Source organism: Pseudomonas sp. SDO5522_S412 (assembly GCF_054071215.1).
On sequence record NZ_JBSVWQ010000007.1, the window covers coordinates 1 to 15,878 of the forward strand.

11 protein-coding genes are annotated in these 15,878 nt (G+C 64.1%); all 11 read right to left on the minus strand.

Going from position 1 to position 15,878, the window contains the following annotated elements; all coding sequences use genetic code 11:
• Window positions 1-82: 82 nt before the first annotated feature.
• The gene (locus ACW9I6_RS03155; protein WP_134326427.1) at window positions 83-2,668 is read right to left on the minus strand and encodes an autotransporter family protein; all 2,586 of its coding nucleotides are present in this window, start codon (window positions 2,666-2,668) and stop codon (window positions 83-85) included.
• 95 nt (window positions 2,669-2,763) lie between these two features.
• Complete coding sequence (locus ACW9I6_RS03160) at window positions 2,764-3,525, minus strand: PIG-L deacetylase family protein (protein WP_457338881.1); 762 nt, start codon at window positions 3,523-3,525, stop codon at window positions 2,764-2,766.
• A gap of 187 nt (window positions 3,526-3,712) precedes the next feature.
• Window positions 3,713-4,372 (minus strand): glycosyltransferase, encoded by a 660-nt coding sequence (locus tag ACW9I6_RS03165; RefSeq protein WP_003207526.1) that lies wholly within the window; start codon window positions 4,370-4,372, stop codon window positions 3,713-3,715.
• The gene (locus tag ACW9I6_RS03170; RefSeq protein WP_457338882.1) at window positions 4,369-4,968 is read right to left on the minus strand and encodes an SAM-dependent methyltransferase; all 600 of its coding nucleotides are present in this window, start codon (window positions 4,966-4,968) and stop codon (window positions 4,369-4,371) included. Before ACW9I6_RS03170 ends, ACW9I6_RS03165 begins: the two co-directional genes overlap by 4 nt.
• Window positions 4,965-5,723 carry a PIG-L deacetylase family protein gene (locus tag ACW9I6_RS03175; RefSeq protein WP_177028191.1) on the minus strand — a complete coding sequence of 253 codons (759 nt, stop codon included), beginning with the start codon at window positions 5,721-5,723 and terminating at the stop codon, window positions 4,965-4,967. Before ACW9I6_RS03175 ends, ACW9I6_RS03170 begins: the two co-directional genes overlap by 4 nt.
• Window positions 5,720-6,718: an acyl-CoA dehydrogenase family protein gene (locus ACW9I6_RS03180; RefSeq protein WP_134326429.1), complete on the minus strand. Its 999-nt coding sequence runs from the start codon at window positions 6,716-6,718 to the stop codon at window positions 5,720-5,722. The genes ACW9I6_RS03175 and ACW9I6_RS03180 overlap by 4 nt, the downstream gene beginning before the upstream one ends.
• A 1-nt stretch (window position 6,719) precedes the next feature.
• Window positions 6,720-8,879 carry a glycogen debranching protein GlgX gene (glgX, locus tag ACW9I6_RS03185; RefSeq protein ID WP_003207536.1) on the minus strand — a complete coding sequence of 720 codons (2,160 nt, stop codon included), beginning with the start codon at window positions 8,877-8,879 and terminating at the stop codon, window positions 6,720-6,722.
• 123 nt (window positions 8,880-9,002) lie between these two features.
• The gene (locus tag ACW9I6_RS03190) at window positions 9,003-9,269 is read right to left on the minus strand and encodes a DUF2934 domain-containing protein (protein ID WP_003207537.1); all 267 of its coding nucleotides are present in this window, start codon (window positions 9,267-9,269) and stop codon (window positions 9,003-9,005) included.
• A gap of 23 nt (window positions 9,270-9,292) precedes the next feature.
• On the minus strand, window positions 9,293-12,049 hold the full coding sequence (locus tag ACW9I6_RS03195) for a malto-oligosyltrehalose synthase (RefSeq protein ID WP_457338883.1): 2,757 nt from the start codon (window positions 12,047-12,049) through the stop codon (window positions 9,293-9,295).
• Window positions 12,046-14,130: a 4-alpha-glucanotransferase gene (gene malQ / locus ACW9I6_RS03200; protein ID WP_457338884.1), complete on the minus strand. Its 2,085-nt coding sequence runs from the start codon at window positions 14,128-14,130 to the stop codon at window positions 12,046-12,048. Before malQ ends, ACW9I6_RS03195 begins: the two co-directional genes overlap by 4 nt.
• Window positions 14,127-15,878: a malto-oligosyltrehalose trehalohydrolase gene (gene treZ / locus ACW9I6_RS03205; RefSeq protein ID WP_457338885.1), complete on the minus strand. Its 1,752-nt coding sequence runs from the start codon at window positions 15,876-15,878 to the stop codon at window positions 14,127-14,129. The genes malQ and treZ overlap by 4 nt, the downstream gene beginning before the upstream one ends.

Here is a 15,878-nt window from a genome sequence, read left to right on the forward strand (position 1 = left end):
GCGCAGTACCAGTGCCAGATTTTTTGGCTGACACACTGCATTCGCGAGCAAGCCCGCTCCCACAGTGGGGATGTGTTGTGGCTTAGAAGTCGACCCTTATGCCAATCGTGCCTTTTCGCCCATTCAGCTGATTACTGTCCAGATTGCTGTTGTACCCCACCTCGCCATACACACTGACCGTACTCGATACCTGCAGCGTTGCCCCGGTGCTGACGTCCAGCGTGGTGGATTTCTGTTCGGTGTTGATGTCCGTGCTGTCATTGAACGTGACGGTGTTATTCCCGGCGCTGGCGTGCCACACGTTGGTACGCACATAAGGCAGCAGGGGCATGCCGCTCACGCTGTAGCTGCCCTTGAGGCGGACACCGAGACGGGTGACGACGTTAGTGTCGGCGCGGAATGAGACATCCGAGATTCCGTCATTCTGGCTGTCCACATAGCTTCGATCGACAATCACCTGGGCCTGCGGCTCGACCTCCCACTGTTCAGACACCGCAAACGGCATTCCCACCTCCACAGACCCCAGCACGTTGTGGCCCTTGGTTGGGAGTTTGACGCCCCGGTCGGATTCACTGTGGCCATCGAACCGCGTGCCCATCAGCACGACATCGATATAGGCGCGGTTGGCGCCGATTAGCGTCCAATACGCGCCCAGGCTGTCACCGCGCAGGGTGGTGTTGCCGGCGTCCTTGCCCTGAAAACCGCCATTGAAACCCGCCACATTGCCGGTCAGGCGGCTGTGGCCGACAAAGAAGCCGAAGCGTTGGGTCAGGCCAGCGTCGTTGGTCCAGGCATACAGGTCAGTGCCAACCTGGAAACCGGACAGGGAGCTGTCCAGCGACGGGCTGACGGTGCCGGCGAATGATTGCCGCGTGCTGCTGCCATACACCCGGCCCCAACCGGCCGCTAGTGCACCAGGTTGGCGTTGCAGGCTTTGGTCGCCCATGCGTTCGTGGTAGGTGCCCAGCATGCCCTGGACCATCTGCTGCACGGCGGGAAACAACACGGCATACACCGGGACTTCCGGGCGATAGATGGGTATGGGTTCTTCTCCCGGGAAAATCCCCGGGAGGTCCGGCGTGCCATCGGCGGGGACGGGGGGGAGAATGCCCACTGGGTCGTCAGGATCCTCAGGGTTGGGCAGCGGCGGCGCCACCACCGAGGACCGCAGGAACCAGTTTTGCCCGGTGCCCGGCGTTACGCCTCCTTTGAACAGGTAGTACTCATAGGCGCCTGCGGAAACGGATCCACCGCGCAGGGTAAACGCCAGGTCGCTGCTCGTGGCACCGTTAAGCGCTTCAACCACCTGGATGCCGTTCTGCAGCGTCATGGCGCCGGGGCCGGCAAGGTTGGTGACGGTGATCGTAGTGCCGCCTTGCAGCGTGCCCTGGCTGACTACCAGCTTGTCACTGGCCGAGCCGTCGGCGCCGAGTACCGATTGCAGCGCGAGTTCGCCACCATTGCCGGTGTAGTTGCCGTTGACGGTCAGGCTGTCGGTGGCGCTGGAACTGCCGGTGGTCATGTCGATCAGGCCGCCGTTGTTCAGGTTGGCTGGTTGCCCGGCCGTGAAGGGGCTGATGCTGCCCTGTGTTACCTGCAGGGCGGCACTGCCAAAAATATTCAGGGTACCGGTGGCTGTAGCGCTGTCACCGAGCTTGAAGTCGCCGCCCAGGGTCAGGCGCGAATTGTTGTCCAGGTTGACGGTTTCCCAGTTGACATAGCGGGTTGGCGTGGCGGATCGGGTGTTGTCGAAGGTCAGGGTGTCGTTACCCAAACCACCGTCCAGAAGTGGTGTGGAGGCCAGGGTGGTTTCGGTCAGGTTGAGCAGGAAACCCCTGTCAGCGCCATCACCCATGAGGATTTCCTTATGGATCAGACCGCCGCCTTCCCAAGTGAACTCATCGTTGCCAAAGCTGGCGAGGATCTGCCCACTTATTTCCCCTCCGCTGACGTTGATGATGTCGTCGCCGCCGCTGACGCTGATGTTGCCACCAACCGTTCCTCCGGAAACCAGGATGGTGTCGTTTCCGAAGCCAGTAACGAGGTTGCCGATGATCGCTCCACCCCGCAGGTCAAACAGGTTGTTGTCGAGCTTCATGTCGACCCGCCCGATGCTGCCACCGGTCATCAGCGCTACATCTCCATCTTCAAAAGCACCGACAATCCTGCCACTGCTCATGGTGAACTCGTCACGGCCGTCGCCCTGAGCCAGTGAGGCGACGGTGCCACCGCTCTGGAAGTACTGGTCTACCCCGTCACCCTGGGAGATTGCACCGGAGCTGCCGCCGCTGATTTGCGCAATATCACCGCCCGCGCCTTGCGTCACCGTGCCGGAGATATTGCCATTGAACAGCTGGAAAATATTTCTTCCGTCACCTTGATTGATCGCACCGTTGATCGCGCCGGAATCCATCGTGACCCGATCATCTCCCGCTCCATAAGTCACGTTGCCGACGATGATGCCGGTGCCGCCGACGGGGAACTCAAGGATGTTGCTTCCTTGTAAATCCGTCAGCGCGCCAGCACTGCCATCGCTGCACAGGGTGGTGTCGTTGCCTGCGGTTATGACCAGCGTACAGGCGGCGTGCGCGGGGAGGGGCCAATTGAGCAACAGCGTCGTCACGCTGCAGACGCTCAGATACGTCACTGATGAAAACCGCGTGCTCATGATTCGCCCTCCCTGCAAGCCGGTGTTCCAAGCTAGCCACACAGAAAGAGCGTTCGCTACTGTCAGAAGTTACAGGTATAGACGAGTGGGTGCGCCTACAAAAATACAATCTCATAGGGCTCGCGCATGCGCTCCAGCAGCACCTGCGCCAGGATCGGCGCCAGGCCGATTTCCGGGTCGCCTGCCAGTTGGCTGGCATAGGCGTGGGCGGCGTGCAGCTTGCGGGCGACGCTCCAGGTGTCGAGCCGCACCTTGCGCGCGCGCTGCCAGGGGATGGCGGCGGTTTCCCGAAGCGGCCAGTGCCACGCCCAGATCGGCAGTTCGTACAAGCGCACGCCCTTGACTGCGCAGGCTTTGGCAGCGGCACGGCCGACGGCGTCGTGGTCGTCATTGCCGTCGTTGCGCCAGGTGGTGAACACCACGTCGCCGGGTTGCAGGTAGCGCGCAATGAACTGGCTCATTTGCTGTTCCCGCGCGGCCAGGGCGTTGTCGGCGAAACCGCCGCGGATCCATTTCAGGCTGTGCAGGGGCACGCCCAGGCGGCGCAGGGCTTCGACACTTTCCTGGGGCCGCACCACGCTCAAGCGTTTGGCCGGCCACACGGCAGACCCCGGATGGCTGGCGCTGCCGTCGGTGATGGAGATCAGTTGCAGGGAGTATTCAAGGGTGCTGAGCAATTGCAGCAGACCGCCGCAGGCGATCACTTCATCGCCGGGATGCGGGGCGATGATCACCACGCGGGCGCCCTTGGGCACCAGGGTTGCGGGGTTGATGGCAGGGATTTGCGCGAGTTGCGGGGCGCTGTTCCAGATTTGCGCGGGGCCCCGGCGGTTGTCACTTAACAGTGCAGGCTTCATGGGTGTCACGTCCTTGTTTATCGGTGGTGCAGGCCGTACCCCGTTGACGGGACGGCTCTTGTGGTACGCGAGCGTCAGGTACTGCACGCTCGCGGCGCGACGGCGTTCCAACCCTGGATTGCCGTGCAAGGAATAGTGATGATAGTTATGAATCGCCGCTTTAACACCGCCGGGTGTCGCAATTTTTTCAGGAGGCCTGCATCAGGCTCTTCAGGTAATCACCGAAGCCGCCCTGGGCGCGACAATCCAGGCGGGCACTGGTAATCACCTGGGGCGAGTGGCTCCAGGCAATGGAAGCCCCGCAGCGCTCCAGTTGGCGCACCAGCTCCACGTCTTCATGGCAGGGCAGGGGCTCGAAACCGCCGGCCCGCACGTAGGCGCCGGCACTGACGCCCAGGTTGGCGCCGTGGATATGCCGATGCCCGTCCCGGGCGGTGTAGGCCTGGTGATAACGGATCTGCGCCGCCGGGTCGAAGCCCTCGCTCCAGGCGTCCACCGTCACCGTGCCGCACACCGCATCCACGCCCAGGGCCAGTTGCGCCACCAGCCAATCGGGAGCGACGCGGCTGTCGGCGTCGGTGCAGGAAATCCAGCGCGCGCCGTTATTAAGCAGGTGCCGCGCACCCACGCCGCGCACGTGGCCCACGTTTCGCGCCTGCACTTCCAGGCTGTGCACCTGGTATTCGCGGGCGATCATGGCGCTGCGGTCGCTGCAGCTGTCGAGCACTGTCAGAATCTGCACCTCTTCACCCAGCAGGCCCGGATGACTGGCGGCGACCATCGCAGCTTTCAGGCATTCGGGCAGCAGTTTTTCTTCGTTATGCACGGGTATCAGGATGCCGATCATCGCAGTCCCTCCAGGGTCGCAACCGTGGTGCCGTCGCGGCTCCACAAATCCAGTAGAAAATCGCTTTCGTGATGCTGCGCCAGATGTGGCATGCCCAGGCGCTGGCCGAGGCGCGCATGCACCTGTTCGGCGGTCTGCGGGCAGCCTTCGATGATCGGGCGCCAGTGGCAGGCGAGGATTTGTCCATCAGGCGTCAGGGAGGCGAGCGCGCGATCGATCAGCCCATCGAAATCCTTCGGGTCCAGGTAGTAGCAAAGCTCGCTGAGCACGATCAGCTCGAAGGTTTCGCTGGGCCATTGCTGCGGCAGGCGGCTCTGCTGCACGGTGGCGTGGGTGAAGCCGCGCAGCCGCGCCCGTGCCAGGCTGACCGCCGCTTGCGCCGTGTCACAGCAGAGCAGGCGGTCACAGCGCGGGGCCAGCTCGAAGCTCAGTTCGCCATTGGCGCAGCCGGGTTCAAAGATCGAGGCATAGCGCGGCCGGGTCAGCAGCGCCAGGGTCAGGGCCCGCTTGCGCTGTTCATACCAGCGTTGCCGAAAGGCCCAAGGGTCGTCGTTGCCGGCAAATAGCTCGTCGAAATAGGGCGTGGCGACACTCATACGAACACCACTTCAAAAGGTTGCAGCAGGCGCTCCAGCACATAGGGCGCGAGCACCGGTGGCAGGCCGATCTGCGGGTCGCCTTCCAACTGGCTGGCGAAGGCATGGATGGCGTGCCGTTTACGGGCCACGGCTTCAGGTGTCAGGAGAATTTTACGAGCGCGATCCCAGGGCACCTGGCTGTCTTCCGGGGTTGCCCAATGCCAAGTCCACACGGGCAGCTCGAGCAAGGTGGCGCCCACCGCCCGGGTCGCCTTGGCACTGGCACGGCCCACGGCCTCGTGGTCGCAATGGCCGTCTTCGCGCCAGGTGGTGAAGACCACGTCGCCGGGCTTGAGGTAACGCTCGATGAAGCGGCTCAGGTCTTCTTCACCTGCGGCGACCTGGCTGTCGCTGAACCCGGCCCGCAACCATTTCAGGCTGTGCAACGGCAATCCCAGCCGGTGCAGGGCCTGCGCCGACTCTTGCGGCCGCACCACGCTCAGGCGTTCCACCGGCCAGCGGCGCGAGCCGGGATGACTGGCGCTGCCGTCGGTGACGGAGATCAGCAGGATAGGGCGATCCAGCGCGGCAAGGCCTTGCAACAGGCCGCCGCAGCCCAGGACTTCGTCATCCGGATGTGGCGCGATGATCACGGCGCGGCTGCCTTCAGGCACCAGTTCGGCAATGTCTACGCAAGGCAGCTCGGCCAGTCGCGACGAGCTTTGCCACACATGCAAGGGCGTGCCCTGGCCGACGATTGGATTGATCTTCATAGTTCCCATCTCCCTGGGCGCTCATCGGCGACTTGTTGACCAAGGGCGGCCAGGTCGCGCTCGGCGTGACTTTGCCGCAGGTACACCGGCAAGTCGGCCATCAACTGGGCAAAATGCGGGTCCTTGCAATACGGCCCGGCGCCCAGTGCTCGGCCGACATGGTGAATCACCTGGTCGACGGTTTCTTCGATACAGGCCCGTGCCTGTTGTGCCAACAGCCGGGCATCTGCCTTGGGCTGCCGGTCGATATGGGTGGCGCTGTCGCGCAGCACACAGGCCGCGCTGTGCAAGGCACTGTCGACGCTGCCAAGGTGCGCCAGGGCGTGGGGCTCCGGGCGTTTTGCGCACTGCTCGCGCAAGGCCTCCGCCAGGCGTTGTGCCGCGCCGTACCAGCAGGCGGCGATGCCGATGCCGCCTTGCCAGAAGCCCGGGCGCGCCAAATAGTCCCCAGGCTTGCCGATGGCCAGGCCAACGGCGTCCTGGAAAAGCACTTCAACACTGCCCGTAGCGGCCATGCCCACGGCGGCCCAGCCCTCATCGGTGACGGTTACGCCGGGCTGGTGCATTTGCACTGCAACCAGTTGCTGGCGATCCTCTTCATCCCACGCCGTGAGCAACCCGTGGCTGACCACCGCCGCGCCCGAGCACCAGGCCTTGCGGCCCTCCAGCCGCACACGTTGGCCGTCACGCCGGATCCGCACCTTGGCGGTGGGCGGCTCGGCCGCCCACATGCCCCACGTGCTGCCAACCGGCGGCAAGGGGCTGTCGAGTTCAGCGATGATCGCCAGGGCGTCAGTGTGGCCCTCGAACAACTTGCACAACCGCAGGTCATGGCCGGCGACTTGCGCCAGCCGGCTGAAGCGTTCCAACGTTTGCCCGCTGCCCGGCAAGGGCAACTGATCCAGGCCTTCCTCCACCAAAGCCCTCAGCGCAGCGCCGAGGGCCTGGGTGTCCGGGTAATCCCGGTAGCCGCGAAGAAACTCATGCAAGGCCATGTCACACCTCGTCCTCATGCTGCAATTCAAACAGCAGCAGCGAACGCCCGGTGACCGCGTATTCGTGATCGAAATCGAAGCGTTCCTGGCCACGCACTGCCGGCTGGTTGGTGTCGAGCATGCAGGTCCAGAAGCCGCCATCCGGCACCGGTGGCAGGCGGAAATTGACCATGTCGTGGTGGGCATTGACCACCAGCAACAACGTGGCATCGGCCCCCGGGCGGCGAATCCCGGTTTCCTGGGCGCGGCCATCCATCAGCATGCCCAGGCAACGGCCATGGCTGTCCTGCCATTGCTCGATGGTCATTTCATCGCCGCTCGGCGCGAGCCAGGTGACGTCCTTGACCCCGATATCTTCGTTGTAGTCGCCCACCAGGAAGCGCCCGCGACGCAGGATCGGGTACGCCAGGCGCAACTTGATCAGGCGCTTGACGAACTTGAGCAGGGCCTTGCCGTCTTCATCCAGTTCCCAATTGATCCAGCCGATCTCGCTGTCCTGGCAGTAGGCGTTGTTGTTGCCGTGCTGGGTCCGGGCGAACTCGTCACCGGCTACCAGCATTGGCGTGCCCTGGGCCAGCAGCAGGGTGGCGAAGAAATTGCGCATCTGGCGCAGGCGCAGCGCGTTGATTTCCGGGTCGTCGGTAGGGCCTTCGACACCGTGGTTCCACGACAGGTTGTTGTTGCTGCCGTCCTGGTTGTTCTCGTCGTTGGCTTCGTTGTGTTTGTCGTTGTAGGACACCAGGTCGTGCAGGGTGAAACCGTCGTGGGCGGTGATGAAGTTCACCGAGCTGTACGGCCGGCGGCCGCGCTGGTTGAACATCTCGCCCGAGGCGGTCATGCGTCCGGCGAAGTCGGCCAGTTGGCCGTCGTCACCTTTCCAGAACGAGCGCACGGTGTCGCGGAAACGGTCGTTCCATTCCACCCAGCCCGGCGGGAAACCGCCGACCTGATAGCCGCCGGGTCCACAGTCCCAGGGCTCGGCAATCATTTTCACCTGGCGCAGCACCGGGTCCTGGCGGCAGGCCACGAGGAAGCTGTGGCGCTCGTCGAAACCGTCGCGGTAGCGGCCAAGGATGGTCGCCAGGTCGAAGCGGAAACCGTCGACATGCATCTCGGTCGCCCAGTAGCGCAACGAGTCGGTGACCATTTGCAGCACGCACGGGTGGCTCAGGTCGAGGGTGTTGCCGGTGCCGGAATCGTTGATGTAGAAGCGCTTGTCATCGGGCATCAGGCGGTAGTACGAGGCGTTGTCGATGCCGCGCATGGACAGCGTCGGGCCTTGCTCGTTGCCTTCGGCGGTGTGGTTGTAGACCACGTCCAGGATCACTTCCAGCTTGGCTTCGTGCAGGTGCGCGACCATTTCCTTGAACTCGGCGATCTTGCCGCTGGCCAGGTAGCGCGGGTCCGGGGCGAAGAAGGCGATGCTGTTGTAGCCCCAGTAGTTGGTCATGCCTTTTTGCAGCAGGTGCTGGTCGTTGACGAAGGCGTGCACCGGCAGCAACTCGACCGATGACACACCCAACTGGCGAATGTGCTTGAGCACATCGTCGACCATCAGCCCGGCGCAGGTGCCGCGTACTTCCTCAGGCACCGAAGGATGGCGCATGGTGATGCCGCGCAGGTGGGTTTCATAAATGATCGTGCGATCCCACGGCGTGCGCACTGGCTGGTCGTTGCCCCAGGTGTGGGCCGGGTCGATGACTTTGCACTTGGGCACGAAGGGCGCGCTGTCGCGTTCGTCGAAACTGAGGTCGGCGTCCGGATGGCCGATGGTGTAGCCAAACAGGGCCTCGGACCATTTGAGCTCGCCCACCAGCTGTTTGGCGTAGGGGTCGATCAGCAATTTGTTGTGGTTGAAGCGATGACCATTGGCCGGGTCATAGGGACCGTACACGCGGTAGCCGTAGATCAGCCCGGGGTGGGCGTCGGGCAGGTAGCCGTGGAAGGTCTCGTCGGTGTATTCCGGCAGTTCGATGCGCTCCAGCTCGACTTCGCCGCTGTCGTCGAAGATGCACAGTTCGACTTTGGTGGCGTTGGCCGAGAACAGCGCAAAGTTGACCCCCAGACCGTCCCAGGTCGCGCCGAGAGGGAAGGGCAAACCTTCACGAATCCGCGACGGCTCGTTTTCCGGCGTCGAGTTGGGCTTGTTGGGTTTGCTCATTGAGATGCTCCTGCAAAAGGGTTTTTCCGGGCCGAACGGGGCCATTCCGGCATGATGCCGGGTAGATATCGGTAGTTGGATAGCCTCCTGCGGTGCGGGCGCACCTGCAGGAGGATCTTTGGGTCAGGGTGCCTTGGGCTTCTTCGCAGCAGGCTTCTTCGCCGCCGGCACTGCGCTTGGCTTGGCTGCCGGTTTGGGCGCTGCCGCTGCGGGCTTGGCTTTAGGCTTGGCCTTGGCGGCGGCCTTCGGTGCCTTGGATGGCGTCAGCGCTTCGGCTTCCGCCAGTTTGCGCGCCATTTCCCAGTGTCGTGCGTCCTCGCCATGGGGTTTACCTTCAGATTCCCAGATCTGATGCGCCAGTTCGCGGATACGTTTGTCTTCAGTACTCATCGCAATGCTCCTCACAGAAAATTTCAGCTTTCTTGATCATCAGGATTGATAAAGACATTGACCGGGAAATCCCCCAGGGCAGCGCTGATCATGAGCTCCTTGTTTGGTGTGACTGCGCCTGTTCGGAAAAGTCCCTTCCAATTTTGGGTTGGAGCGGCGAACGGTAATCGGACCCGGGTATCGCCCCAAATCTGCGCGTTGATCAGGGGATACACACCGTTTTCAAGCAGCCGGTGAGGCCAGCGTGGCACCACCACCAGCAGCTGTTTGCCCTGGTATTCGCGGTAGAAAGCGACCACCCGCTCGGCGTGTTCGCCCACCACTTCCAGAGGCTCGTACGTGCCCTGGCGAAACAGTTGCGGATGCGCCTTGCGCAACCCCAGGACCTGGCTGATCAACGCCTGTTTTATACGCCCGTCATGCCAGTTGAACATCAGCTCGCCGATGTCCGGCGGCGTGTGCAGCCCCTGTTGCCGTGCGGGGTAGTCCACCGGGCGGCGGTTGTCAGGGTCTACCAATGTGAAGTCCCAGAACTCATCGCCCTGGTACAGGTCCGGCACGCCCGGCACGGTGAGGCGAAGCAAGGATTGCGCCAGCCCGTTGAGCGCGCCGGCCGGGGCGATGGCCTGGGCGGCCTCGCCGATGGCATCGCGCAGGGTCTTGCCGGCGTCCTCCAGCAGCAGCCGTGACAGGAACGCTTCGACACCTTGCTCGTACAACTCGTTGGGTGCGCTCCAGCTGCTGTTGAGCTTGGCTTCACGCAGGGCTTTTTGCTGCCACTGCCACAGGCGCTGGTGATAGTCCGCCAGGCCCTCGGTATCGTCGCGGTGCAGGTCCAGCGGCCAACTGCCCAGCAGCACCTGATAGAGGATCAGTTCGTCACCCGCGGACGGCGTGTTGGCATCGCTGCGCAGGCGGGCGGCGAGGGGGCGCCATTGCTCCACCTGCTCGGCATACCAGTCGGCGGCCTCGCTGAGCACTGCCAGGCGCGCACGGGTATCTTCGCCGCGCTTGTGGTCGTGGGTGGCGGTGGCCAGCAGGTTGTCGGGGAAGGTGCGCAGTCGTTGCTGGTTGACCGCGTGGAAGTCTTCCAGCGGGGCGCTGAATTGTTCGGTGCTGAAACCCACGTCATTGCGCGACAACAACACACCCGAGCGGTAGAACGCAGTGTCTTCCACGGCCTTGGCCGCCGCCGGCGAGGTCAGTTGCTGGAAGCGTACGCAGGCGTGCTTGAGCATCTTGCGTTTGCGGCCCAGGGGGCGGTCGCGCCAGGGTTGGCCGCCGAGCCATTTTTCCAGGTAGTCGAGCACCGGCCAGTCGCCTTCGCTCAAGGTGCTGCGGGCACCGGCCAGGGCTTGCAGGAAAAACACGTCATCCAGTTCGCTGCGGCCCCGGGCGCTGATGTAGGTGCGGTACACCGGGAAATGCACGATCAGTTCCTGCAACGCGCGGCGAATTGCACCCAGGGTCAGGTCGCGGCTCATCACATCGTCCCGGGCCACTTGCAGCAGGGCCTGGGCCACACTTTCAAAATCCCCGGCCAGGGAACCGTTGAGGATCTGCTGCCGGGCCAGCCAGGCTTCTTCGATAAATGAAGACGGGCGTTCGGTGTGGCGGGTCCATAACTCGGCCAGGGGTTCGAAGCCCTTCGGGTCATGTTGCAGCAATGACAGCTGGTTCATGAATTCGTAGCCGGTGGTGCCGTCCACGCGCCAGTCTTCACGCAAGGTTTCGCCTTCGCCGAGGATCTTCTCGACGAAGATCGGCAAGTGCCGCCCACTCGCCAGCGAGTCCACCCGGCGGCGCAGCTTGCGGCAGTAACCGCGCGGGTCGGCGAGGCCGTCGATGTGGTCGATGCGCAGGCCGTCGATCAGGCCTTCGCTGATCAGCTGGAAGATCTTGCCGTGGGTCGCTTCGAACACCGCGCTGCGTTCAACCCGCAGGCCGCCCAGCTCGTTGACGTCGAAGAACCGCCGCCAGTTGATATCGTCCGCTGCCGTACGCCAGCTGGCCAGGCGATAGCTTTGTTGTTCCAGCAGGTGGTGCAGGCGGGCGAAACCTTCGGGCTGGCGGGCGTCGTAGAGGTCGAGGTTCGCTTCGATGGCCTTCAGGGTTTCGGGGGCGCGGGCGGCCTCGATCAGTTCCTGTTTCAGCGCGGCGGCCTGGGGATAGGCGTCCGGCTGGTAGGCCAGGCTGCTGAAGCGATCGGCCAGTGACTTGACGGGCACCAGCTCGCCGTATTCCCGCGGGCAGATCGGGAAGCGATGTTCGTAATGCTCGACGTAGAAGCTGCCGTGCTGCGGGTCGAAGCGCAGCGGCAGGGCACCCGACTGCAGGGCTTCGCCGTAGTCGCTGCCAAGGAACGGCATCAGCAGTTGGCCCTTGAGCAGCGGGTCTGGCGAGTGCCATTGAATGTCGAAGAATTCGCTGTAGGGGCTCAGTCGACCCCATTCCAGCAAGTCCAGCCACCACAGATTATCGGCACCGCCGACGGCCATGTGGTTGGACACGATATCGAGGATCAGCCCCATGTCATGTTCGCGCAACGCCGCAACCAATCGCCGCAGCGCCGGTTCGCCGCCCAGCTCGGGATTGACGGAGGTGGGATCGACCACGTCATAGCCGTGCATCGAACCGGCGCGGGCGCTCAGCAATGGCGAGGCGTAGAGGTGGCTGATGCCCAGTTCGGCGAAGTACGGCACCAGCGGCACGGCGTCGTCGAGGGTGAAGCCCTTATGAAATTGCAGGCGCTGGGTAGCCCGAAGCGTCAATGCTTTCATCGGTCACGCTCTTGGGCCTGGATGCGCGCCACGGCCAGCAGCTCAAGGCGGCGGGCGGCATTGTCGTCATCGAGCAGGGTGGCGGCATCGCCCGGCAGGCGGCGGCGCCAGTTCGGGTGGGTGTCGGTGGTGCCGGGCAGGTTGGATTGTTCCTCGACCCCCAGGGCGTCCTCCAGCGGCAGCAATACCAAGGGTGCACGGGTGTGGCCCAGGTAGCGCACGCTGGCGTCGATGACGTGGTCGGTTTCGTTGCGCACTTCGTCGATGAAGTTCTGCGGGTCCTGGCTCAAGGCCTGGCGCAGTGCCTGGCGTTCCCGCAGGCGGTGTTCGCTCCATTGCTCGACGGTGGGTGCATCGATCAGGCCCAGCTGGATATTCCAGTCGATATCGCGGCTGTGCCACCAACCGTTGAGGGTCGGCAGGTCGTGGGTGCTGGTGGTGGCCAGCGCGTTGTCCGGCCAATCGAGGATCGGCTTGAACTGGCCGCCGTGGTCTTGTTCGAACAGCAGCACGCGCATGCCGAGGATCGAGCGCGCGATGAGTTTTTCCTGCAGGCCGTCGGGTACGGTGCCGAGGTCTTCACCGAGGACGATCGCCTGGTGACGGCTCGACTCCAGGGCCAACAGCCGCAGCAGGTCATCCACCGGGTAATACAGGTAGGCGCCGTCTCGTGGCGAGGCGTCCATCGGGATCACCCACAGGCGTTGCAGGCCCATCACATGGTCGATGCGCAAGCCGCCGGCGTGGGCGAAGTTGGCCCGCAGCATTTCGATAAACGCGCGAAAGCCGTTGCGCTTGAGGCCTTCAGGGGAAAACGCGGAGATACCCCAGCCCTGGCCGGCACGGTTGAGGATGTCAGGTGGCGCACCCACGGTCAGTTCCGCCAACAGTTCATCCTGGCGGCTCCAGGCCTGGCTGCCGCCGCCGTCGGCGCCCACTGCGAGGTCGGCGATCAGGCCGACACCCATGCCGCTGCCGCGCGCCGCTTGTTGCGCGCGTTCCAGGCACCGGGCAATCAGCCATTGGCTGAAGGCGTAGAAGCCGATTTCGTCCCGATTGGCTTCGGCAAATTGCACCAGGGCCGGGCTTTGCGGGCTGTGCCAGTCCTCTGGCCAGTGGCGCCAGTCGAGGCTCTCGCCGTTGGCCGCGCGTTCGGCTTGTACGGCTTCGAAGCGGCAGTGGTTTTCCAGGGCTTCACCGCCAGCCTGGCGGAAGCTCAGGAAGTCGGCATGTTGCGGGTGGTCGCCCTGGCGGAAGTCGTCATACAGGGTGCGCAACAGGCGCTGCTTGGCTTTGGCCGCGGCCGGCCAGTCGATCAGGCTTTGTTGCTCAAGGTCATTCAATTCGTCGGCCAGCCCGCTGGCTTCGATGGCAGTTTGCACCGCACGTTCGCCGAGGATGCAGCCGGGGGACGCGTACAAACTGTTGAGGAACAGGCGGCTGGACGGGGAATAGGGGCTGAAGCGCTCGGTGTCGGCGCTGAACATCGCGTGCATCGGGCTGATGGCCAGGGCGTCGGCGCCGCGTTCGGCGGCGGCGCGGGCCAGTTGTTCCAGGGCCTGGGTATCGCCAAAGCCGCCGTCGCCGCTGCGGCGCAGGGAATACAGCTGGGCGCTCAGGCCCCAGGCGCGGGCGGTCTGGGTGTCGACCGCTTCTGCAACGGTGTAGCAATGCGTCGGTGCCACGGCCAGGGTGAAATGCTGGTCGGCAATATGCACTTGTTGGTAGCCGACCGGAATCGAGCCGGGCAACACCGCGTTCTCGTCCAGGCTCAGGTCCAGCACACTGGAATCCTCGAGGTGAACCTGGCACGGCGTACCGGGGGCGAAGTAGCGCGCCAGGTCCAGGCCGGCGCCGCTGTCGACGGTCATCAGGGGCGGCAGGTGCTTGTCTTGTTGCACGCGTTCGAGTTCCAGCAGGCTGGCTTCGATCTCGGCGTCGCTGTCGGCCGGGTGGCCCAGGCCTTTGAGCACGGCGCGCAGGGCGTCGGGCTTTACATGTTGCGGGCGGCCATTCGCGTCGATCCAATCGACGGCCAGGCCCGCTCGGCTGGCGAGTATTTCCAATTGCGCGTCGCTCAAGGGTGCTCTCCAACAGGGGAATGGGTGAGGCTGACGCGGGCGCTGAGGGGAGCCAATTGTTCGGCCCCGCTGGCCTGCGTCACAAATAGGAGGTGCTCGGCAGCCGGGTAGTTCAGAGAATCGGCGCTCAGGTTGAGGTCGATCTGCAACAGGCTGCCATTGCCCAGGCGCCAGCGCGCCGTGACCGCGCCCTCCGCCAGCTCGTGCGCACCCAGGGCCATGCTGCCGGGCAGGTGCGGCACGATATGTTGGTGGCGCAGGCTCAACAGGTGCCGGTAGAGCTGCGAGTCGCCGCAGTCGGCGAGGGCGGGTGCCGAGCGGCGGAAGGTCTGCAGGGAGTTGGGGTCGGGAATGCGTTCGCGGCGTTCGGGGTCGCTGAACGCGGCGAAGTCGGCAAACTCATTGCGCCGGCCTTCACGTACCGCCTCGGCCAGTTCGCCGTGATGGTCGGTGAAGAACAGGAACGGCTCCTCGGCGTTGACTTCATCGCCCATGAACATCAGCGGGATCATCGGCGACATCAGCAGCAAGGTCGTCGCGGCGCTCAGGGCCTGGGGCGAACACAGTTGATGCAGGCGTTCGCCCAGGGCGCGGTTGCCGATCTGGTCGTGGTTCTGCAGGAACAGCACAAAGGCGCTGGGCGGCAGGTGTCCGCTGGGCTCGCCGCGCGTGTGGCCGTGGCGCGTGGTGTGGCCCTGGTAGATAAATCCTTCGCTCAGGCAGCGCGCCAGTTTTCCCGTGGGGTCCTGGGCGAAATCGCTGTAGTAGGCGTCGGTTTCGCCGGTGAGCAGCACGTGCAGGGCGTTGTGGCCGTCATCGTTCCACTGGGCGTCGAAACCGCTTTCCAGCAGGCTGGCCTGGTTGAATTCGTTTTCCAGCACCAGCCACACATGCCGCCCCGTGTCGACTTGCTGGCGTACTTTTTGCGCCAGCTCCTGCAGAAATTCGGGATCGTTGATGGCGTGCACGGCGTCCAGGCGCAGGCCGTCGAAGCGGTATTCCAGCAGCCACATCAGGGCGTTGTCGATGAAGAAATCCCGGACCTCCCGGCGATCAAAGTCGATGCCCGCGCCCCAGGGCGTGTGCACGTCTTCGCGAAAGAAACCCTTGGCGTAGGTGCCGAGGTAGTTGCCGTCGGGGCCGAAGTGGTTGTAGACCACATCGAGGATTACCGCGAGGCCATAGTGGTGCGCACTGTCGATCAGCTGTTTGAGCTGCTCGGGCGAACCGTAGGAGGATTGGGGAGCGTAGGGCAGGACACCGTCGTAACCCCAGTTGCGTTCGCCGGGGAATTGCGCGATGGGCATCAGCTCAATGGCGGTGACCCCCAGTTCGGCGAGGCGCGGCAGTTGTTTCTCGACCTCGGCGTAGCCCCCCAGTACGCCCACGTGTATCTCGTAGATCACCGCTTCGTGCCACGGCCGGCCTTGCCAGTGGCTTTGGCGCCACTGATAGGCCAGGGGGTCGACCACCACGCTGAAGCCGTGAACGTCCGTGGCCTGTGCCCGGGAAGCCGGGTCGGGAACGTCCTGTTCGCCGTCGATGTTGTAGCGGTAGCGGGTGCCCGGCGGGCATTGCAGCTGCACCACAAACCAGCCATCGGCCTGGGGCAGCATCGCTACCGATTTTCCTTCCTCAAATTCAACGCTGACATAAAACGCGTCTGGCGCCCATAACGCGAAGCGGGTGTGTTCCGCATCCAGCATGATCGCGCCGTGGGGCCAGGTTTCCAGAGTCCGTGACGGCAT

What these genes read in the sequence shown, in the direction of transcription:
- ACW9I6_RS03190 (WP_003207537.1), bottom strand. Translation starts at nt 9,269, where the DNA reads ATGAGTACTGAAGACAAACGTATCCGCGAACTGGCGCATCAGATCTGG.
- ACW9I6_RS03160 (WP_457338881.1), bottom strand. Translation starts at nt 3,525, where the DNA reads ATGAAGCCTGCACTGTTAAGTGACAACCGCCGGGGCCCCGCGCAAATC.
- ACW9I6_RS03195 (WP_457338883.1), bottom strand. Translation starts at nt 12,049, where the DNA reads ATGAAAGCATTGACGCTTCGGGCTACCCAGCGCCTGCAATTTCATAAG.
- ACW9I6_RS03175 (WP_177028191.1), bottom strand. Translation starts at nt 5,723, where the DNA reads ATGAAGATCAATCCAATCGTCGGCCAGGGCACGCCCTTGCATGTGTGG.
- glgX (WP_003207536.1), bottom strand. Translation starts at nt 8,879, where the DNA reads ATGAGCAAACCCAACAAGCCCAACTCGACGCCGGAAAACGAGCCGTCG.
- ACW9I6_RS03170 (WP_457338882.1), bottom strand. Translation starts at nt 4,968, where the DNA reads ATGAGTGTCGCCACGCCCTATTTCGACGAGCTATTTGCCGGCAACGAC.
- ACW9I6_RS03165 (WP_003207526.1), bottom strand. Translation starts at nt 4,372, where the DNA reads ATGATCGGCATCCTGATACCCGTGCATAACGAAGAAAAACTGCTGCCC.
- treZ (WP_457338885.1), bottom strand. Translation starts at nt 15,878, where the DNA reads ATGCCGTCACGGACTCTGGAAACCTGGCCCCACGGCGCGATCATGCTG.
- ACW9I6_RS03180 (WP_134326429.1), bottom strand. Translation starts at nt 6,718, where the DNA reads ATGGCCTTGCATGAGTTTCTTCGCGGCTACCGGGATTACCCGGACACC.
- ACW9I6_RS03155 (WP_134326427.1), bottom strand. Translation starts at nt 2,668, where the DNA reads ATGAGCACGCGGTTTTCATCAGTGACGTATCTGAGCGTCTGCAGCGTG.